At 75.5% G+C, this 16580-nt stretch carries 13 protein-coding genes; 8 read left to right on the plus strand and 5 right to left on the minus strand.

Features of this window, described 5'->3' with window-relative positions; translation table 11 throughout:
- Positions 1 to 9: 9 nt before the first annotated feature.
- The 3 genes from JIW86_RS35215 to JIW86_RS35225 are packed head-to-tail and all read right to left on the minus strand — an operon-like array spanning position 10 to position 7063.
- Positions 10 to 981, minus strand: coding sequence for an ABC transporter ATP-binding protein (locus JIW86_RS35215; RefSeq protein ID WP_406367813.1), 972 nt, complete (start codon positions 979 to 981; stop codon positions 10 to 12).
- Positions 978 to 3734 (minus strand): hypothetical protein, encoded by a 2757-nt coding sequence (locus tag JIW86_RS35220; RefSeq protein WP_257558196.1) that lies wholly within the window; start codon positions 3732 to 3734, stop codon positions 978 to 980. Before JIW86_RS35220 ends, JIW86_RS35215 begins: the two co-directional genes overlap by 4 nt.
- On the minus strand, positions 3731 to 7063 hold the full coding sequence (locus tag JIW86_RS35225) for an FtsX-like permease family protein (protein ID WP_257558198.1): 3333 nt from the start codon (positions 7061 to 7063) through the stop codon (positions 3731 to 3733). Before JIW86_RS35225 ends, JIW86_RS35220 begins: the two co-directional genes overlap by 4 nt.
- Positions 7064 to 7241: 178 nt before the next feature.
- On the opposite strand from JIW86_RS35225, the gene JIW86_RS35230 reads away from it, so the two are divergent.
- Positions 7242 to 7970 carry an ABC transporter ATP-binding protein gene (locus JIW86_RS35230; protein WP_215146973.1) on the plus strand — a complete coding sequence of 243 codons (729 nt, stop codon included), beginning with the start codon at positions 7242 to 7244 and terminating at the stop codon, positions 7968 to 7970.
- Between the two features lie 95 nt (positions 7971 to 8065).
- Positions 8066 to 8917: a hypothetical protein gene (locus tag JIW86_RS41750; RefSeq protein WP_322975568.1), complete on the plus strand. Its 852-nt coding sequence runs from the start codon at positions 8066 to 8068 to the stop codon at positions 8915 to 8917.
- Positions 8918 to 8949: 32 nt separating this feature from the next.
- On the opposite strand, the gene JIW86_RS35240 is transcribed toward JIW86_RS41750, so the two are convergent.
- On the minus strand, positions 8950 to 9858 hold the full coding sequence (locus JIW86_RS35240) for a LysR family transcriptional regulator (protein WP_257558201.1): 909 nt from the start codon (positions 9856 to 9858) through the stop codon (positions 8950 to 8952).
- A 71-nt stretch (positions 9859 to 9929) separates the two neighbouring features.
- Here JIW86_RS35240 and JIW86_RS35245 point away from each other — a divergent pair, with 71 nt between their 5' ends.
- The gene (locus tag JIW86_RS35245; RefSeq protein WP_257558203.1) at positions 9930 to 10835 is read left to right on the plus strand and encodes an NAD-dependent epimerase/dehydratase family protein; all 906 of its coding nucleotides are present in this window, start codon (positions 9930 to 9932) and stop codon (positions 10833 to 10835) included.
- A gap of 27 nt (positions 10836 to 10862) precedes the next feature.
- Here JIW86_RS35245 and JIW86_RS35250 read toward each other — a convergent pair whose 3' ends face one another.
- Complete coding sequence (locus tag JIW86_RS35250) at positions 10863 to 11615, minus strand: GntR family transcriptional regulator (RefSeq protein WP_257558205.1); 753 nt, start codon at positions 11613 to 11615, stop codon at positions 10863 to 10865.
- A gap of 206 nt (positions 11616 to 11821) precedes the next feature.
- Here JIW86_RS35250 and JIW86_RS35255 point away from each other — a divergent pair, with 206 nt between their 5' ends.
- The 5 genes from JIW86_RS35255 to JIW86_RS35275 are packed head-to-tail and all read left to right on the plus strand — an operon-like array spanning position 11822 to position 16566.
- Complete coding sequence (locus tag JIW86_RS35255; RefSeq protein WP_416237633.1) at positions 11822 to 12985, plus strand: ABC transporter substrate-binding protein; 1164 nt, start codon at positions 11822 to 11824, stop codon at positions 12983 to 12985.
- On the plus strand, positions 12985 to 13872 hold the full coding sequence (locus JIW86_RS35260; RefSeq protein ID WP_257558207.1) for an ABC transporter permease: 888 nt from the start codon (positions 12985 to 12987) through the stop codon (positions 13870 to 13872). The genes JIW86_RS35255 and JIW86_RS35260 overlap by 1 nt, the downstream gene beginning before the upstream one ends.
- Complete coding sequence (locus JIW86_RS35265) at positions 13860 to 14792, plus strand: ABC transporter permease (protein WP_257558208.1); 933 nt, start codon at positions 13860 to 13862, stop codon at positions 14790 to 14792. The genes JIW86_RS35260 and JIW86_RS35265 overlap by 13 nt, the downstream gene beginning before the upstream one ends.
- A 5-nt stretch (positions 14793 to 14797) precedes the next feature.
- Positions 14798 to 15904, plus strand: coding sequence for an ABC transporter ATP-binding protein (locus JIW86_RS35270; RefSeq protein WP_257558210.1), 1107 nt, complete (start codon positions 14798 to 14800; stop codon positions 15902 to 15904).
- Between the two features lie 2 nt (positions 15905 to 15906).
- Entirely contained in the window at positions 15907 to 16566 is a 660-nt protein-coding gene (locus tag JIW86_RS35275; RefSeq protein ID WP_263862077.1) for an HAD family hydrolase, read from the plus strand.
- Positions 16567 to 16580: the final 14 nt, after the last annotated feature.

The following is a 16580-nucleotide window of genomic DNA, read 5'->3' on the forward strand; positions in this document are numbered from 1 at the left end:
GGGGGCGCCTCAGCCCCCGTCCGCGTCGGAGTCGTCGCGGCGCACCTCGATGTGGTCGGCGGCGAGGTCGACGGCCACGCGCTGCTCCATGCCGAGGGCCTCCAGGAACTTCTGCGGCAGCTGGACGCGGCCGGTGCGGTCCAGCATCACGTACTCGCGTTCGCTCACCGATTCCGCGCCGTGTTCGTCGGTCACGGTGCGGCGCAGCACCTCGCTGCTGGTGCGGCCGTCGCGGATGGCCACCGTACGCCGGACCTCTCCGGCGACGAGCGGATCGTGGGTCACGATGACCACGGTGGCGCCCAACTCCCGGTTCACCGTGCGGAAGGCCTCGAAGATGGCGGCGCCGGTCTCGGAGTCCAGCTCGCCGGTGGGCTCGTCGGCGAGGAGGACCGCCGGGTCGTTGGCCATGGCCACGGCGATGGCCACGCGCTGCTGCTGGCCGCCGGAGAGCTCGGCAGGCCGGCGGCCCGCGAGATCGGTGATCTGCAGGGCTTCGAGGAGGTCGCCGACCCGGGCGGCCGCCCGGCGCCCGGCCGCGCCCCTGGCGGCCCGGCCCCTCAGCTGCATGGGGAGGGCGATGTTCTGGGCCGCGGTCAGGAAGGGCAGCAGGTTGCGGGCCGTCTGCTGCCAGACGAATCCCACCGCCTCCCGGCGGTAGCGCAGACGGTCCTTGGCGGACATCTCGAGCAGGTCGTAGCCGCCGACGGTGGCGGTGCCCGCCGTGGGGACGTCCAGGCCCGCCAGGATGTTCAGCAGGGTGGACTTGCCGCTGCCGGAGGCACCGACCAGGGCCACCAGATCGCCCTGGGCCACGGTCAGTTCGAGCCCCTGCAAGGCCTGTACCTCGACCCCGTCGGTGCTGAAGATGCGCACCAGACGGTCGCAGACGATTGCCGTGTCCGCCCCGGTCATACGGGGTGCGGCGGCGGCCAGGGCCTGCCGGCGCAGCTCTTCGTAGGTCGGCTGCTCGGTGTTCACCGCTGGTCTCCCGCTCTCAGCTCGGTGGAGATCTGTCGTCTGCCGGATATCGCCGCCTCCGCGAGCACGGCCACGGCGACCAGGGCCGCCAGGCCCAGCGCCTGGGTCAGCACGGGCCGCGCGGTGAGCCGCAGCCCCGCCGGGACCTGCGCACCGACCAGCGCGGAAAGGTCCACGGCCGGGCCGAGCAGGGCCACGGCCGCCGCCGCGACCAGCCCGCCGCCGACCGCGGCGACCAGCGCCTGCGGCAAGGCCTCGGCCAGGATCAGCGCCACGCCCTGCCGGGGACGCAGGCCCATGGTGCGCAGCCGTGCGAGCAGCGCGGCCCGGTCGGGCGCGGCCCGCATCAGCGTCAGCAGGACGGCCAGCACGGCGAATCCGGCGGCCCCGGCGACCGCCGCCCAGAACAGCCGTCCGGCCGAGTGCTGGAGCGGGTCGGCGGCGAGGCCGGCGACGGTGGCGGCACTCGTCCGCACCAGGACCTGCTCCGCGGTCGCGGCCGGGGTCCCGGCGCGGACCAGCTCCTCCAGCCGGTCCGCGTCGACGGATCCGGTGGCGAACCACCGGTTGGGGGAGGAGATCCGGGGCGTCAGGGCGACGGCCGGCTGCGCCGGCAGGACGAGGATGGCGGCTCCGCTGCCCGGCAGCGCCGGCGTGCCGTCGACCACGGCAGCGGCCCTGACCTGGAGTTCCTCGCCGCGGACCCGCAGCCGGTAGGCCTGGTCGCCGGCCCGCGCGACCAGGTCGCCGCTGAACAGCGCGGGCAGCGGAGCGCCGGGGGCACCCCCGGCGAGCAGCGCCGGGTCGAAGCGGCCGCGCCCGACCGTACGGGCCAGCGCCGCGTACGCCACCGGGTCGACGACGACCACCCTGACCTGCGGAGAGCCCCGATCGGTGCCGAAGAGGAACGCGTCGTCCTCTTCCACCCAGGCGGCGACCGGCGTCCGTACCCCGGGCAGTTCGTTCGCCGCCCGGATCAGCTCCGGCGTCAGGGCTTCTCCCGCGGGCGCGGCGATCTGGGCGTCCCCGCCCACGGCCTGCCGGGCCACCTGGAGCCGCTCGGTGTCCACCGAACCCAGCACCGTGGCACCGAAGCCGCCCGTGGTCACCGCGAGCATCAGGGCGATCAGCGGCAGTACGGAAGGCCGCCCGCGGCTCCCGCGGCCCCCGCCGCCCCGGGCGGCGCGGGCCAGCCCGAGGAAGCCGATCAGGCCCGGGCGCCGGCCGGCCGCCCGGGCCAGTGCCCCGACGAGGGCGGGCAGGAGCCGGGAGAGCAGCAGGGCGCCGGACAGCGCGAGCAGCAGCGGGGCGGCCACCAGCAGCGGATCGAGTCCGGCGGCGGGGGCGACGCCGCGGCGGCGTACCTCCAGCACGGCCGCGGCGGTGGCGGCGAGGACCAGCAGCTCGGCGACGAGGCGGCGCCGGGGGCGCGGCCCGCGCGGCGCGGACAGCAGTACGAAGGCCCGTACGGGGAAGGCCAGCAGGGCGAGCAGCGTCACGGCGGTGGCGGCGACCAGCGAGGCCGTCAGCCGGGGAGTCGGCAGCAGCCGTATGGCGAGCCAGGCGGCGAGCGCGGCGGCCGGCAGCACGGTGACGGCACCTTCGCCGAGCAGGCGGCGCACCAGGGAGTGGCGCGAGCCGCCGCGGGCCAGCAGCAGCCGCAGCTCGGCCTGGCGCCGGTCGCCGGTGAGGGCGGCGGCCAGGCAGAACACGACGGCGGCCACCCCTGCGACACCGGCCGGGCCGATCGCGGCGAGCGGCGCTGCGCCCCGCTGCCGGGCCTCGGCCCGCTTGAACAGTTCGGGAAGGCGGGAGCTGATGTGCAGATCGGGACGCTTGAAGGCGGCGGAGAGTCCGGAGGCGGTGGGGCCGGTGACGAAGGAGGCGATCTCCCGCGAGACGCCCGGCAGCAGGTCGGCCCGCAGGACACCGGTGTCCACGGGAAGCCGCCAGAAGTACTCGGCCCCCTCGCCCCAGGCGCCGATGCGGTCGAGGCCGTCCGCGCCGACGAGGGCGGCGGTCTGCCAGTACACCTTCGGCAGGGAGTCGGGGGTTCGGTTCTGGCAGGCCTTGGTCAGGCACGGCAGGTCGGTCCAGTAGACATCGGCGGGATCGGTGGCGTCGTACAGCCCGACGACCTCGGCCCGGAGCGTCCCGGAGATGCTCGGCGTGGATTCCAGCACGGTGCCGAGCGGGGCCTTGAGGGTCTCGGAGGCACTGCGCGACAGGGCCACCGGGACCGGGGCGCCGGGTTCGCCGCCGCTCGGCCAGCGGCCGGCGACCAGCGAGGTGTGGGCGGCGGCCTCCGGGAGGTGGACCAGGGTGAGCCGGGGGTCGACGGCCTCGGGCCGGTCCAGGCCGGGCGTGGCCAGGTTGCTGGCCTTCACACCGCGCGCCCCGTGGACGGGACCGCTCGCGTCGAGGCGGAAGGCGCCGCCGGTGCGTGCGCGCAGGGCGGCCAGTACGGAGTCCAGGTCCTGCGGGGTCATCCGTCCGCCACGGGAGGTGACGGAGGCGGACAGGCTCGTCGGTCCGGGGCCCTGGTCGTGCAGGAAGGAACGCAGGGCCTGGTCGGCGCCGCGGTCCACGGCGCGCGGCAGCGCGGCCGCCAGCAGTACGGCGACGAATGCCAGGGCGGCGCCGAGCAGCACGGTCAGCGGCGCCGCGCGGAGCCGGGTCCGCACCCAGGGAGCGGGGCGGTGCCCGCGCCCGTCGGCGGTGGTCGGGGCCGGGGCCGGGGCCGGGCGGGTCACATCTCCTCCAAGAGGCGCAGCCGGTCGGCGGTGCCCCGGGCGGTCCGGTCATGGCGGCCGCCGATCACGGCCGACAGCAGGGGCACCGCGGCGATCGCGGCGGCCATCAGCAGCGTTCCGACGGTCGGCAGGTCCACCCTCACTTCCGGCACGGGCCGCCGCGCGGCCGGCGTCAGCACGACCAGCGGCACCACCAGGTGGACGATGGCGGCGCCCAGCCCCACCCCGACGGCGGTCCCGAGGCCGACCAGGACACCGTTCTCGGCGGCGGCCGTGCGGCCGAGCCCGCGGCGGGGCGCACCCAGCGCCGTCAGCACGGCGAACTCCCGGGCCCGCTCGCGCCCCGCGGCCGCGGCGGAGGCTCCGAAGCCGATCGCGGCCAGCACCGCGCAGGCCACCGCGAGGGCGGCGAGCGCGCTCTGCGGACCGGCGCTCAGCGGGTCCTCCAGCAGCGCGGCGGCCACTTCCCCGCGCAGCTCCACCTGTTGGCCACCGGCCCCGCCGCGCAGCTCGGCGGCGGCCCGCGCCGGAGCGGGGTCCCCGGCGGAGGCGGCGGGCAGCCACCACTCCGCGGGCGGCGGCAGCTCCCGCCCGGTGTCGGACGCCAGCAGCCGCCCGGCGGTGGCCAGATCCACGGCGAGCGCGGTGTCCCCGGCCACCGGCAGCGAGCCGACGGCGGCGGTGATCCGCACCGGCACGGTGGCGCCGCCCAGCGGCACGGGGACCAGGTCGCCGACGGCCGCCCCGACGGCGGCGAGGTAGCCGCGGGTGGCGATCCCGGGCACCTCGGCGGCGGGCGCGGGCCCGGCGAGCAGCCCGATCTGGACACCGCCGAAGGTGTCCGTGCCGCCGCGGTAGCGCAGCCGGAGCAGCGCCGGGCCGCCCGGAGCTTCCTGCGCGGGCAGGAGTTCGGCGGCGGGGGTGGCGCCGGACAGCGGCGGGGCCTTCAGGGTCCAGCCGGGCGGGGCCGCGGGGAGCGGCACGGGCACCGCCGCCGCGCCGGGGGCCTCGGCGACCGCGAGGCGACGTACGGTCAGCTCCCCGGGGAGCGCGGGCTCGCCGGTCCCGGGCTGCTCGGGGCGGCCGCCCGGTCCGGCCTCGAGGCCGTACGAGAGCACGAGCCCGGCCAGGCTCAGGGGGGCGGCGGCGGACCCGAGCGGGGCCCCGGCCAGCGCGTCGAGGTCCACCGGGACGGTGCCCTCCCCGGATTCGGGGAGCGGGAGCAGGGGCGTGCGGTAGGTCAGGCCGAACCGGTCGCGCAGCAGCAGTCCCAGACCGGGGCGGCCACCCGAACGGGGGGTCTGGGCGCTCACGTCGACCTCGAGCCGGCGGGGGTGACCCGGCAGTTCTATGCCGCCGCCCGCCGAGCCGTTCGCGGCGGCGAGCGGCGTGAACAGCTCGCGCATGGCCCGCCCGTCCCTCAGGTCGCTGCGCAGCGGCACCCGTTCGGCCACTGCGGCGGCGTCCAGCGCGAGCACCTGCCCGGCCCGGCCGCCGGGCAGCTCCTGTTTCGTGCGGACCACCGGGATCACCCGTTCGCCGCCGGGCAGCGAGGAGTAGCGGCCGCCCCGGCCCAGCGGGGCCAGCTCGCTGCCGGAGATCCGCAGGCCCCCGGCGGTGGCGAACTCCGCCTGGTCGCGCTGGGAGGCGGTCCAGGCGGTGTGCTGGCCGAGCGCCAGGACCCCGCTGGACACGGCGAGGACCAGCAGGAGGACCGGGCCGGTGGCCCGCCTCGGCCGGCGGGCGAGCTGCCAGCCGACCAGCGCCGGGCCGAGCCCGCGGCCGCGCGCCGCCAGCCGGCCGCCCAGCCGCGCGGCGAACGGCAGGAGGCGCAGCACCAGCAGGGTGCCCGCGCACAGGGCCAGGGTCGGCGCGGCGACCAGCACCGGGTCGACGCCGAGCCCGCCGGACGCCCCGGCCGGGGCGGGCTCGTGCCCGGCGCCGCTGTACTGGGCGAGCTGCTGGTAGGCGAGGACGGCGAGGGCCACCAGCGCCAGGTCCGCGCCGGACCGGGCGGCCCCGGCGACCAGGGCCTGGCGGCGGCCGCTGCGGCGCAGAGCGGAGGCCCCCGCGCCGCGCAGCACGGCGGGCAGCGCGGTCAGGGCCACGCACCCGAGGGCGCAGGCGGCCGCGACGGGCCACAGCAGCCAGGTCCCGGAGGTGTCCAGGGGGACCCGCGACAGCGGGCCGTAGCCGCTGAGGAGGTCGAGCAGGGGTGGGGTGAGGAGGGGTGCCAGAACGGCGGCGGGCAGGGCCAGGAGCAGCGATCCGGCGGCGCCGAGGGCGCCGAGCCGGGCGCGTGAGGCGCCGCGCGCGGTGAGCAGGACCCGCTCCGGCTCCTGGCGGTCCGTCAGCAGCTGGGCGACCAGCAGAAGTGCGGCCGCGGCGAGGACGGCGAGCTGGAGCGCACCGACCAGCAGGGAGGACCGGGCGACGAGCCGGCCCGACTCCAACTCCTCGAGCAGGACCGGGAGTTCCGTCTTGACCTGGAACCCGGCGGGGGTTTTCACCCCTGCTTCCCCGGGGCCGCCAGTCAGTCCCGCCGCGCGCTCGCGCAGGGCCCCGGCCTCGGCGGCGCGCACGGTGGTGAAGTCGGCGGTCAGGAGCGAGCCGCGGCTGTTCTGCGGAAGACCGCCCGCCGTGAAGGCGGTGTCGTCGACGAGCAGCGGGCCGTAGGTGGTGAAACTGCTGACCTGGAGTTCGCGGCCGCCGAGCGGGTCGAGCCGCCAGTACGGGTCCGCCGGATCGGCTGCCCGGTACACCCCGGTGACCAGCACCGTGAGCGGGGCGCCGCCGTACCGGTCGGCCAGGCGCACCTCGGCGGGCAGCGCGGCCTCGGTCAGCCCGAGCCGGACCAGCGCCGCCCGGGGCACCGCCACCCCCAGGGGGGACGGGCCGGCCGCGGAGCCCGAACCGCCCGTCGCCTGTGGCCACTGGCCCGCGAGCAGTCGTACGCGTCGGCGGTCGAAGGAGGCGAGCAGCGTCAGATCGGCTTCCCTGCCGGGGGCGGCGGCGCCCGGCAGGCCGTACGGGCGGCTGCGCGCCAGGCTCTCGACGCCGACCGGGAGCCGGCCGAACAGCTCGTCCGCGAAGCCCCGTACGGCCGCGTCGTCCTGGGTGCGTGCCGGCGCCGGGTGCTCGCCGGTGACCAGCACGGTGGCCCGTTCCCGGCCCGGCCCCTGGAGGGCCTGGCGCAGCCCGGCCTCGCCCACGCCGCGCGTGAAGGCGAACAGCGCCGTCAGGACGGTCGTGGTGATCAATACGGTCAGCAGTACGGCGGCGGCGAGCGGCAATCGCCCGCGCAGCCGGCGCACGACGAAGCCGAGCATGTGCCTGTTCCTCCCCCGACCGGACCACTGGCACCGGATAGCGGACGATGCTGTCAGATTCGAACGCACGGGGGAAGGGACTTGCGCGAAGGATGTGACGGATGAGCAAATTCGAGCAGGAGGTGCCTCGGGCGGCGTCCTCCGTCGGCCGATTCGAGTCCCAGGGGGAGCCCACAACATGACGCAGCACCAGGACGGCACGGCCGCGGACCGGACGCCCATGGTCGTCGTGGACGACGTCCACCGGAGCTTCGGCAGCGGCCCGCGGACCGTACACGCCCTGCGCGGCGTCTCGTTCGAGGTGCGCCGCGGCGAACTCACCGCGCTCAAGGGCCGCTCCGGCTCCGGCAAGACCACCCTGCTGAACCTGGTCGGCGGCCTGGACACCCCGACCACGGGAGCCGTCCTGCTCGACGGCACTCCGCTGGCCGGCCTCGACGAGCCGGGGCTGCTGGCCCTGCGCCGGGACCGGATCGGCTTCGTGTTCCAGTCCTTCGGCCTGATCCCCGTCCTCACCGCCGCCGAGAACGTCGGGGTCCCCATGCGGCTGCGCAAGATCCCGGCCCAGCAGCGCGAGGAACGCGCCAGGACCCTGCTGGCCCTGGTGGGCCTGGCCGAGCACGCGGGCCAGCGCCCCGGCGAACTCTCCGGCGGCCAGCAGCAGCGCGTGGCCGTGGCCCGCGCCCTCGCCAACGAACCCGACCTGATCATCGCGGACGAACCGACCGGCCAGCTCGACTCCGAGACCGGGCGCTCGATCATGCGGCTGCTGCGCGCGGTGGTGCGCAGCGAAGGCGTCACCGCGCTGGTCGCCACCCACGACCCGGCCCTGATCGAACTGGCCGACCGGGTGGTGGAACTTCGCGACGGCCGCATAGCCGACGAACACCGGCCGATGAACCTCTGATCCGATCGGATCTGAACTGATCGGATCGGATCGGGCGGCGCGCGGAGCGGTGACGGTCCCCCGTCCACGGGCGGTGATGACGGACAGTGGGCCGCGTGGATGTGGAAGAGATCATCGACACCCTGTACGCGCTGCCCCCGGCGCGGTTCACGGCGGCCCGGGACGAGGCCGCCGCCCGCGCGAAACGGGCCGGGGACCAGGCCGCGGGGAAGCGGATCGCGGGACTGCGCCGCCCCACGCTCGCGGCCTGGACGTCGAACACGCTGGTCCGTGCGAAGCCGGACGAGGTCGAACAGTTCCGCCAGCTCGGGCAGGCGCTGCGGGCGGCGCACCGGTCCCTGGACGGGGAGCAGTTGCGCGATCTGTCCCACCAGCAGCACGTGGTGATCGGGGCCCTGGCCCGCGAGGCGCTCCGGCTGGCCGAGGAGGCCGGGACGGCCGTGTCCGAGACGGTGGTGCGGGAGGTCGAGCAGATCCTGTACGCCGCCCTCGCCGATCCGGAGGCGGCCGAGGCCTGGGCCTCCGGCCGGCTGACGAAGGCCCCGGCCCTGTCGACGGAGTTCCCCGGTGTGGACCCGGACGCCGTACCGACCGCCCCGCCCGCGCCGCCCGCGTCACCCCCGGAGCCGACCGCCCCGCCCGAACCCCGGGTGACCGCCGCCCGCGCCGCCGCCCAGGACGCGCAGTGGGCGGCCGTGGCGCGGGAGGACGAACTACGGCTGGCCGAGGAGGCCCGGCAGCGGGCCGTCGGGCAGGCGGCGGCCGCCGATGCGGAGCTCGAGCGCGCCACGGCCGCCCGCGACCACGCGTACGCCGCCGTGGCCGAGACCGAGGAACGCCACCGCGAGGCCGACCGGGAGGCCGGAAAGGCCCGCCGCGCGGCGGAAACCGCCGCCCGCCGCCTGCGCACCCTGACGGCCGGGACACCGGAGGACGGGGCCGGCTGACGGACGGCTCGCCCGCGCGGACAGGAGGCGGTTCACGGTTGGGCTGCCCGGTGGGCGGTGGCGGTCAGGGCTTCGGTCAGGGATCGGGCGTACGGGTGGGGGCGGCGTCGGCGGGGGAGGAGGAGGCCGATGTGGCGGGCGGGGCGCGGGGGTTCGACGCGGATCACCGTCAGTTCCGGGGACGGGGCCAGCGAGACGTTCGGGACCAGCGAGACGCCCACGCCCGCCGCGACCAGGGTCTGCGCGAAGAAGTAGTCGGTGGTGGACGCCCCCACCCGGAGGTCGAAGCCGGCGAGTTCCGCGTAACGGCGCAGGAACGCCTCCGTCTTGAGGCAGCCGAGCACCCAGCGCTCGCCGGAGAGCTCGGCCAGGCTCAGCGAGGACCGGTCCGCGAGCCGGTGCCCGCGCGGCAGGACCAGCCAGAGCGGGTCCTCCATCAGCGGGACCCAGTCGAGCGCCGGGCGCTCGCCCGGCCGCACGGGCGGCGGCCCGTCGAAGTGATAGGTGAGGGCGAGGTCGGCCGCGCCGCCGCGCACCATCGGCACGGCGGCCTCCGGCTCGCTCTCCAGCACCGTCAGTTCCACCTCCGGATGCGCGGCCACGAACCGGGCGAGCGCCGCGGGCAGCAGGTGGCGGCCGCCGCTGGTGAAGGTGGCCACGGTCAGGCGCGGCCGCGGAGCGGTGAGCCGGTCGATCTCGTGGCGGACCTGGTCCAGTTCGGCGGAGATCGCCTCCGCCGCCTCCACCAGCAGCCGTCCGGGCTCGGTCAGGGTGACCCCGCGGGTGCTGCGCACGGCCACGGGGTGGCCCAGGGTGCGTTCCAGCGCGGCGATGTGCTGGGAGACGGCCGACGGGGTCAGCAGCAGGGCGCCGGCGGCCCTGTTGAAGCTGCCGTGCTCCGCCACGGCCCGCAGGACGCGCAGCCGCTGCACATCGATCATCAGTTTTCCTTCATACGGGTTCAGTCGATCACCAGTTCCGCTGGGGACCCTACAGCGGCAGAGTCGACCGCATGAACACGATTCTTGTCATCGGCGGGAGCCGGTACTTCGGAAAGTCCCTGGTCACCAAGGCGCGGGACGCGGGGCACGAGGTCACCGTGCTCAACCGGGGCTCCAGCGCCCCGCCCGTCGGCGTCGGCCACGTCGTCGCCGACCGCGACGACGAGGAGGGGCTGCGGACGGCGCTGGGTTCGCGCACCTTCGACGCCGTCATCGACCAGGTCTGCTACACGCCCCGGCAGGCCGGCGTCGCCCGGCGCGTCCTCGCCGGGCGGACCGGCCGGTACGTCATGACGTCCACGATGGAGGTGTACGACCCCGCCACCCTCCCCGGCCGCGCGGCGAACGGCGGGACCCCCGTCACGGAGGACTCCCTCGACCTGGCGGGCACCGGGCTCACGGCGCCGTACGCGGACCCCGCGCACGCCTACGCCGAGGGGAAGCGGCAGGCCGAGGCGGTCTTCCTGCGCGAGCCCGCCTTCCCGTTCGTCTCCGTACGGACCGCCCACGTCCTCGGCGGCGGCCGGGAGGAGTTCACCGGGCGGCTGGCGCACTACGTGGAGCGGATCGCCGCCGGGACCCCGGTCGACGTGCACAAAGCCCCGTACGCCACCTCGTTCATCCATCACCGGGAGATCGCGGACTTGCTGTACTGGGCAGCCGCGCAGAGCTTCACCGGGCCGGTGAACGCCGCCTCCCACGGGGAGCTGGACGTGGCCGGGCTCTGCGAGCTGGTCGCCGCGCGGCTCGGGCGGCGGCCGCGGTACCGGGTGGTCGAGGAGGGCGCCGCCGCCTCGCCGTTCTCCTTCGACCGCGCCTACGCCATGGACAACGGCCGCGCCGCCGCCCTGGGTTTCGGCTTCGGCCGGGTCGCCGAGTGGCTGCCCGGGGCGATCGCCGAAGCGGCCGGGCACTAGCCCGGACAGGACCCGGCCGATCGGGAGTCAGCCGTCTCCGGCCCGCCGCTCCAACGGGGTTGCTACCGCCGAGTTGCTCACACTGAAGGTGACGCTCCCCGCCCGGTAGCGGTCGTCGGACCACTCGATCGGGCGGCCCGTCGCGGTCGCGGAGACGTGCCTCTGGCGCAGCAGCGGGCTTCCGCGCCGGACCTCCAGCAGCCGGGCGTCCTCGCTGCCCGCGCCGAGGGCGTCGATGAGGTGCTCGCCGTGGTGGGCGACGATCCCGGAGCCCTGGGCCAGGCTGTCCATGACGGAGCGGCAGTCCGCGGGCAGCGCCTCGACGGCCGCCGCGACCCAGTCCGCGTAGGCGGTCCGCTCCACCATGGTGGGCTCCCCGTCGAGCAGGCGCAGCCGCAGCACGGCCAGGATCTGCGTACCCGGGTCCAGCGCGAGCCGCTCCGCCTCCTCGGCCGTGGCAGGTCTGCGGATCCGGGACAGGAAGCGGCTGTCCGCCCGGTGCCCGACCCCCTCGGCCCACTGGGCGAAGCTGTTCAGCTCGCCGAAGCTGTGCCGGCGCTCCTGGCGCAGGACGGTCCGCCGCGCGCCCTGCCGGGAGCCGATCAGCCCCTCCGCGGCGAGGCTGGCGACCGCCTGTCGGACGGTCCCGCGCGAGGCGGACCAGCGCGCCGCCAGATCGCTCTCGGAGGGCAGCTGCGCGCCCACCGGGAGTTCGCCGGAGGCGATCGCCGCGCGCAGCGCCTCGGCGATCTTCACATGCCGGACCGTGCCCGTGCCCATGCCCTTCGCCCCCTGATCGCCGTGCGTCCGATTCCGCTTCCCAAGATCATTCCAACAGGCGTTTCCCGGATTGCCGCCGACATTCTCGTCTCTTCGTCGAGCCGTGCTCCCGCAGACAGCCTCCGTTCACCGTCCGTACAGCGGGCCCGGGCGAACTGGAGCCAACTTGTTCAGACAAGTGAACCCCTTCGTCTCCGGGAGAGACCGTGCTCAGTTCCTCCGCCCGTCGCGGTGCGGCCGTACTGCTCAGCGCCGCCGTCCTCACCACGCTCAGCGCGTGTGGTGCCGCACCTGACCCCAAGTCCGGCGCCGCCGGCGACGCGAAGAGCAAGGTGCAGCCGGGCGCCGCCGCCTCGGTGGCCGACTTCGGTTCCATGGAGGCCCTCGTCGCCGCCGCGCAGAAGGAGGGCAAGCTCAATGTGATCGCGCTGCCGCCGGACTGGGCGAACTACGGCGAGATCATCAAGGCCTTCGAGGCCAAGTACAAGATCAAGGTCAACAGCGAGAACCCGGACGCCTCCAGCTCCGACGAGATCGCCGCCGTCAAGTCCCGCAAGGGCCAGGACCGCGCCCCCGACGTGATGGACCTCGGCATCGCCTTCGCCCGCAGCGGCGCCGCGGAGAACCTGTTCGCCCCGTACAAGGTCACCGCCTGGGACAAGATCCCGGCCGGCCAGAAGGACGCGGACGGCCGCTGGTACAACGACTACGGCGGCTACGTCTCCATCGGCTGCGACGCCGCGAAGATCCCCACCTGCCCGCAGACCTTCGCCGACCTGCTGAAGCCCGAGTACAAGGGCAAGGTCGCCCTCAACGGCAACCCCACCAAGTCCGGTTCGGCCTTCGGCGGCGTCTACGCGGCCGCCCTCGCCAACAAGGGCTCCTTCGCCGACATCCAGCCCGGCATCGACTTCTTCGGGCAGCTGAAGAAGAGCGGCAACTTCATCCCGGTCGAGTCCACCCCGGCCACCGTGGAGAAGGGCGAGACGCCCATCTCCATCGACTGGGACTACCTGAACGCCGGCTACGCCGAGCAGTTCAAGGGCAAGGGCGTCGACTGGAAGGTCGCCGTCCCCACCGACGGCGTCTACGCCCAGTTCTACTCGCAGGCCATCAACAAGGAGGCCCCGAACCCGGCGGCCGCCCGCCTGTGGATGGAGTTCCTGTACAGCGCGGACGGCCAGAACCTCTGGCTCAAGGGGCACGCCCGCCCGGTCCTGCTGCCCGTCATGACCCAGGACGGCACCGTCGACAAGGACGCCGTCACCAAGCTCCCGCAGGTCCAGGGCACCCCCGCCTTCCCGGCCTCCGAGGAGCTCGACAAGGCCAAGGCCACCCTCGCCGAGAAGTGGGACAAGGCCCTCTCCTGATGCCCACCACCCCCTCCCGTACCGCCGGCGGCACCAGCCGCCGGCGGCGCGGCCCCCGCACCTGGCTCGCCGCCCTCCCGCTGCTGGCCTTCACCGGGCTCTGCTTCGGCCTCCCGCTCGGCGCCATCGCCTTCGGCGCGGTCACCCGCACCGACCCGGCGGACGGCGCCACCCGGCTGACCGGCGAGCACCTCGCGCGCTCGCTCCAGGGCCCGTACCTCGGCTCGCTCATCGGCAGCGTCCAGCTCTCCGCCCTCACCGCACTGATCGGCGGAGTGCTCGGCGTCCTGATCGCCCAGGTCGTGGTCACCTCCCGCTCCACCGCCCTGCGCAGTGCGGCGCTCACCGCCTCGGGCGTGCTCGCCAACTTCGGCGGCGTTCCCCTCGCGTTCGCGTTCATCGCCACCGTCGGGATCTCCGGAGTCGTCACCCAGCTCGCCGACCTCACGAGCCTCGGCTGGAGCCTGTACTCCTTCACCGGCCTCACCGTGGTCTACCTGTACTTCCTGATCCCGCTGATGGTGCTGGTGATCGCCCCGGCGCTGGAGGGCCTGCGCCCGCAGTGGCGCGAGGCCGCCCAGAACAGCGGGGCCAGCGGACGGCAGTTCTGGCGCCACGTCGGCCTGCCGGTCCTCGCGCCCTCCCTGCTCGGCGGGTTCGTGCTGCTCTTCGGCACCGCCTTCGCCGCGCACGCCACGGCCGCCGCCCTCGTCGGCGGGTCCGTCCCGCTGGTCACCCTCAAGATCGCGGACGCGCTGGCCGGCAACGTGCTCACCGGCCAGGAGAACGTGGCGCTCGCCCTCGGCCTCGACATGATCCTGATCGCCGGCCTGGTCATGGCGGTCTACCTGCCCCTCCAGCGACGGAGCGCCCGATGGCTGCGATGACCCCGACCGCCCCGGACACCGAGGCCCCGACGCGGACCCCGGCGCAGCGCCGGACCGCCTCCCGCCCCCGCTCCGGCGCGAGCCGCGGGACGGGCATCTGGCGCGGAGCCGTGCTCGCGCTGACGGGCGCGTACTTCCTCGTCCCGCTCCTCGCCTCCTTCGTGTTCACCGTGCACGTGCCCGGCCAGGGGATCACCTTCGAGGCGTACACCGAGCTGCTGTCCGCCGACGGGTTCACCGAGAGCCTGCTGCTCTCCCTCGGCCTGGCCGCCGCCACCATCGCGCTGTCGCTGCTGCTCGCCGTGCCCGCGCTGGTCGCCGTCCGCATCGGCTCCCCGCGTCTGCGGCCCGTCGTCGAGATCATGTGCATGCTGCCGCTGGTCGTGCCGCCGATCGCCCTCGTCACCGGCATCACCACCGTGCTGCGCTGGGGACCGGAGCACCTGTCGCGGACCCCGCTCTACCAGACCTTCCTCGCCGTCCAGAACGAGAAGTTCCCCGTCGTCCTGGTCCTCGCGTACACCGTGCTGGCACTGCCCTTCGTCTACCGTTCGCTCGACGCCGGACTGCGTGCCGTCGACGTGCCGACCCTGGTCGAGGCGGCCCGCAGCTGCGGCGCGAGCTGGCCGTACGTGGTCCTGCGGGTGCTGCTGCCGAACCTGCGGGCCTCGATCGCCGGCGCCGCCTTCCTCACGCTGGCCCTGGTGCTCGGCGAGTTCACCATCGCCTCCCTCCTCGGGTTCCAGCCCTTCGCGGTGTGGATCGTCTCGATCTCCGGAGCCCAGGCCCGGATGTCCGTGGCCGTGTCCGTCCTCAGCCTCCTGATCACCTGGCTGCTGCTGCTCGCCCTCTCCCGGGCCGGAACCGCCCCGTCCACCGCCGCGGCCGCGCCCGCCACCACCTCCCGCAAGGAGTCCTGACCCCGATGTCCACCACGCCCACCGCCCTTCCCGCCGCCGGGAAGCCGGCCGCCGATTCCGCGCAGCCCGCGGGCGCGCGCGTCGAATTCCGCGGCCTGCGCCGGGCGTTCGGCTCCACCGTCGCCCTCGACGGCCTCGACCTGACCGTCGAGCCCGGCGAACTCCTGGCCCTGCTCGGCCCGTCGGGCTGCGGCAAGACCACCGCCCTGCGCGTCGTCGCCGGATTCGAGCAGCCCGACTCCGGTGAGGTCCTGGTCGACGGAGCGGACATCACCCGGGTCCCGGCCAACCGCCGCGACGCGGGGATGGTCTTCCAGTCGTACAGCCTCTTCCCCAACCTCAACGCCCGCGACAACGTGGCCTTCGGCCTGCGCGTGCGCAAGGTCGGGGCGGCGCAGCGCCGCGAGCGTGCGGCCGAACTCCTCGACCTGGTGGGCCTTCCCGACCACGGCGACCGCTACCCGCACCAGATGTCCGGCGGCCAGCAGCAGCGCGTGGCCCTGGCCCGCGCCCTCGCCCTGCGCCCGCGCGTGCTGCTGCTCGACGAGCCGCTCTCCGCGCTGGACGCCAAGGTACGGGCGAACCTGCGCGAGGAGATCCGCAGGCTCCAGCTGTCCCTCGGCATCACCACCGTGTTCGTCACGCACGACCAGGAGGAGGCGCTGTCGATGGCCGACCGGGTCGCCGTCCTGAACGCCGGCAAGCTCGAACAGTGCGCCGCCCCGGCCGAGTTGTACGAGCGTCCCGCGACGCCGTTCGTCGCCGAGTTCGTCGGCACCATGAACCGGCTGCCCGGACAGCTCACCGACTCCGGCCTGGTGGCGGTGGCGGGCGTCCGGCTGCCGGTGGACGGCCCCGTCCCGTCGACCCCCGACGTGGAGGTCCTCGTACGCCCCGAGAACGTGACGGCGACCGCCGACGCCGAGGGCGAGGCCACCGTGGTCTCCGCCTCCTTCTTCGGCTCGGTGACCCGCCTCCACCTCGAGCTGCCCGGCGGTGTACCGGTCAAGGCCGACCTGCCCTCCCGGGACGCCGGGGCGCTGGTGCCGGGCGCCCGGGCCGCCGTGGGACTGGCCGAGCGGCCCGTGCTCGTCGTGGCCAGGACCGCGTGAGCGTGAGCGCCCTCGGCGCGGTCCTGTTCGACATGGACGGCACCCTCGTCGACACCGAGGTGCTGTGGTGGCGGACCACCGAGGAGGTCGCCGACGGCCTAGGCCACCGGCTCACCGACGCGGACGCGCCGGAGGTGGTCGGCCGCGCGGTCGAGGACACCGCGGCGCACCTCGTACGGGCCGTGGGCCGGGGAGATCCGGCCGCGATCGCGGCCGAGCTCACCCAGCGGTTCTTCCGCCGGGTGGAGGCGGGGGCGCCCATGCGGCCCGGCGCCCAGCGGCTGCTGACCGCCCTGGAGGCGGAGGGCGTTCCCTTCGCCCTGGTCAGCGCCTCGCCGCGGGTGGTCGTGGACTCGGTGGTCGGCGGCTCGCTGGCCCATGTCCCCTTCGCCTTCACCGTGTCCGCCGACGACACCGAGCGGACCAAGCCGCACCCGGACCCGTACCGGGCGGCCGCCGGGCGCCTCGGCCTCGAACCGGGCGCCTGCGTGGCGGTGGAGGACTCGCCCGACGGGGCGGCCTCGGCGGAGGCGGCCGGCTGCGGGGTCCTCGTCGTCCCCTCGCTGCTGCCGGTCCCGGCGTCACCGCGGCGGACCTTCGCGCGGTCCCTGGAGGACGTCACTCCCGCGCTGTTGAGGGGTCGCGTGGGGCCGCCCGTGTGAGACCCGGCCCGGTT

The sequence above is a fragment of the Streptomyces sp. NBC_00162 genome (assembly GCF_024611995.1).
GTDB lineage: Bacteria > Actinomycetota > Actinomycetes > Streptomycetales > Streptomycetaceae > Streptomyces.

Excerpts from the sequence above, each read along its gene's own strand:
- JIW86_RS35225 (WP_257558198.1), bottom strand. The coding sequence starts at position 7,063 with ATGCTCGGCTTCGTCGTGCGCCGGCTGCGCGGGCGATTGCCGCTCGCC.
- JIW86_RS35230 (WP_215146973.1), top strand. The coding sequence starts at position 7,242 with ATGACGCAGCACCAGGACGGCACGGCCGCGGACCGGACGCCCATGGTC.
- JIW86_RS35240 (WP_257558201.1), bottom strand. The coding sequence starts at position 9,858 with ATGATCGATGTGCAGCGGCTGCGCGTCCTGCGGGCCGTGGCGGAGCAC.
- JIW86_RS35245 (WP_257558203.1), top strand. The coding sequence starts at position 9,930 with ATGAACACGATTCTTGTCATCGGCGGGAGCCGGTACTTCGGAAAGTCC.
- JIW86_RS35250 (WP_257558205.1), bottom strand. The coding sequence starts at position 11,615 with ATGGGCACGGGCACGGTCCGGCATGTGAAGATCGCCGAGGCGCTGCGC.
- JIW86_RS35260 (WP_257558207.1), top strand. The coding sequence starts at position 12,985 with ATGCCCACCACCCCCTCCCGTACCGCCGGCGGCACCAGCCGCCGGCGG.
- JIW86_RS35265 (WP_257558208.1), top strand. The coding sequence starts at position 13,860 with ATGGCTGCGATGACCCCGACCGCCCCGGACACCGAGGCCCCGACGCGG.
- JIW86_RS35270 (WP_257558210.1), top strand. The coding sequence starts at position 14,798 with ATGTCCACCACGCCCACCGCCCTTCCCGCCGCCGGGAAGCCGGCCGCC.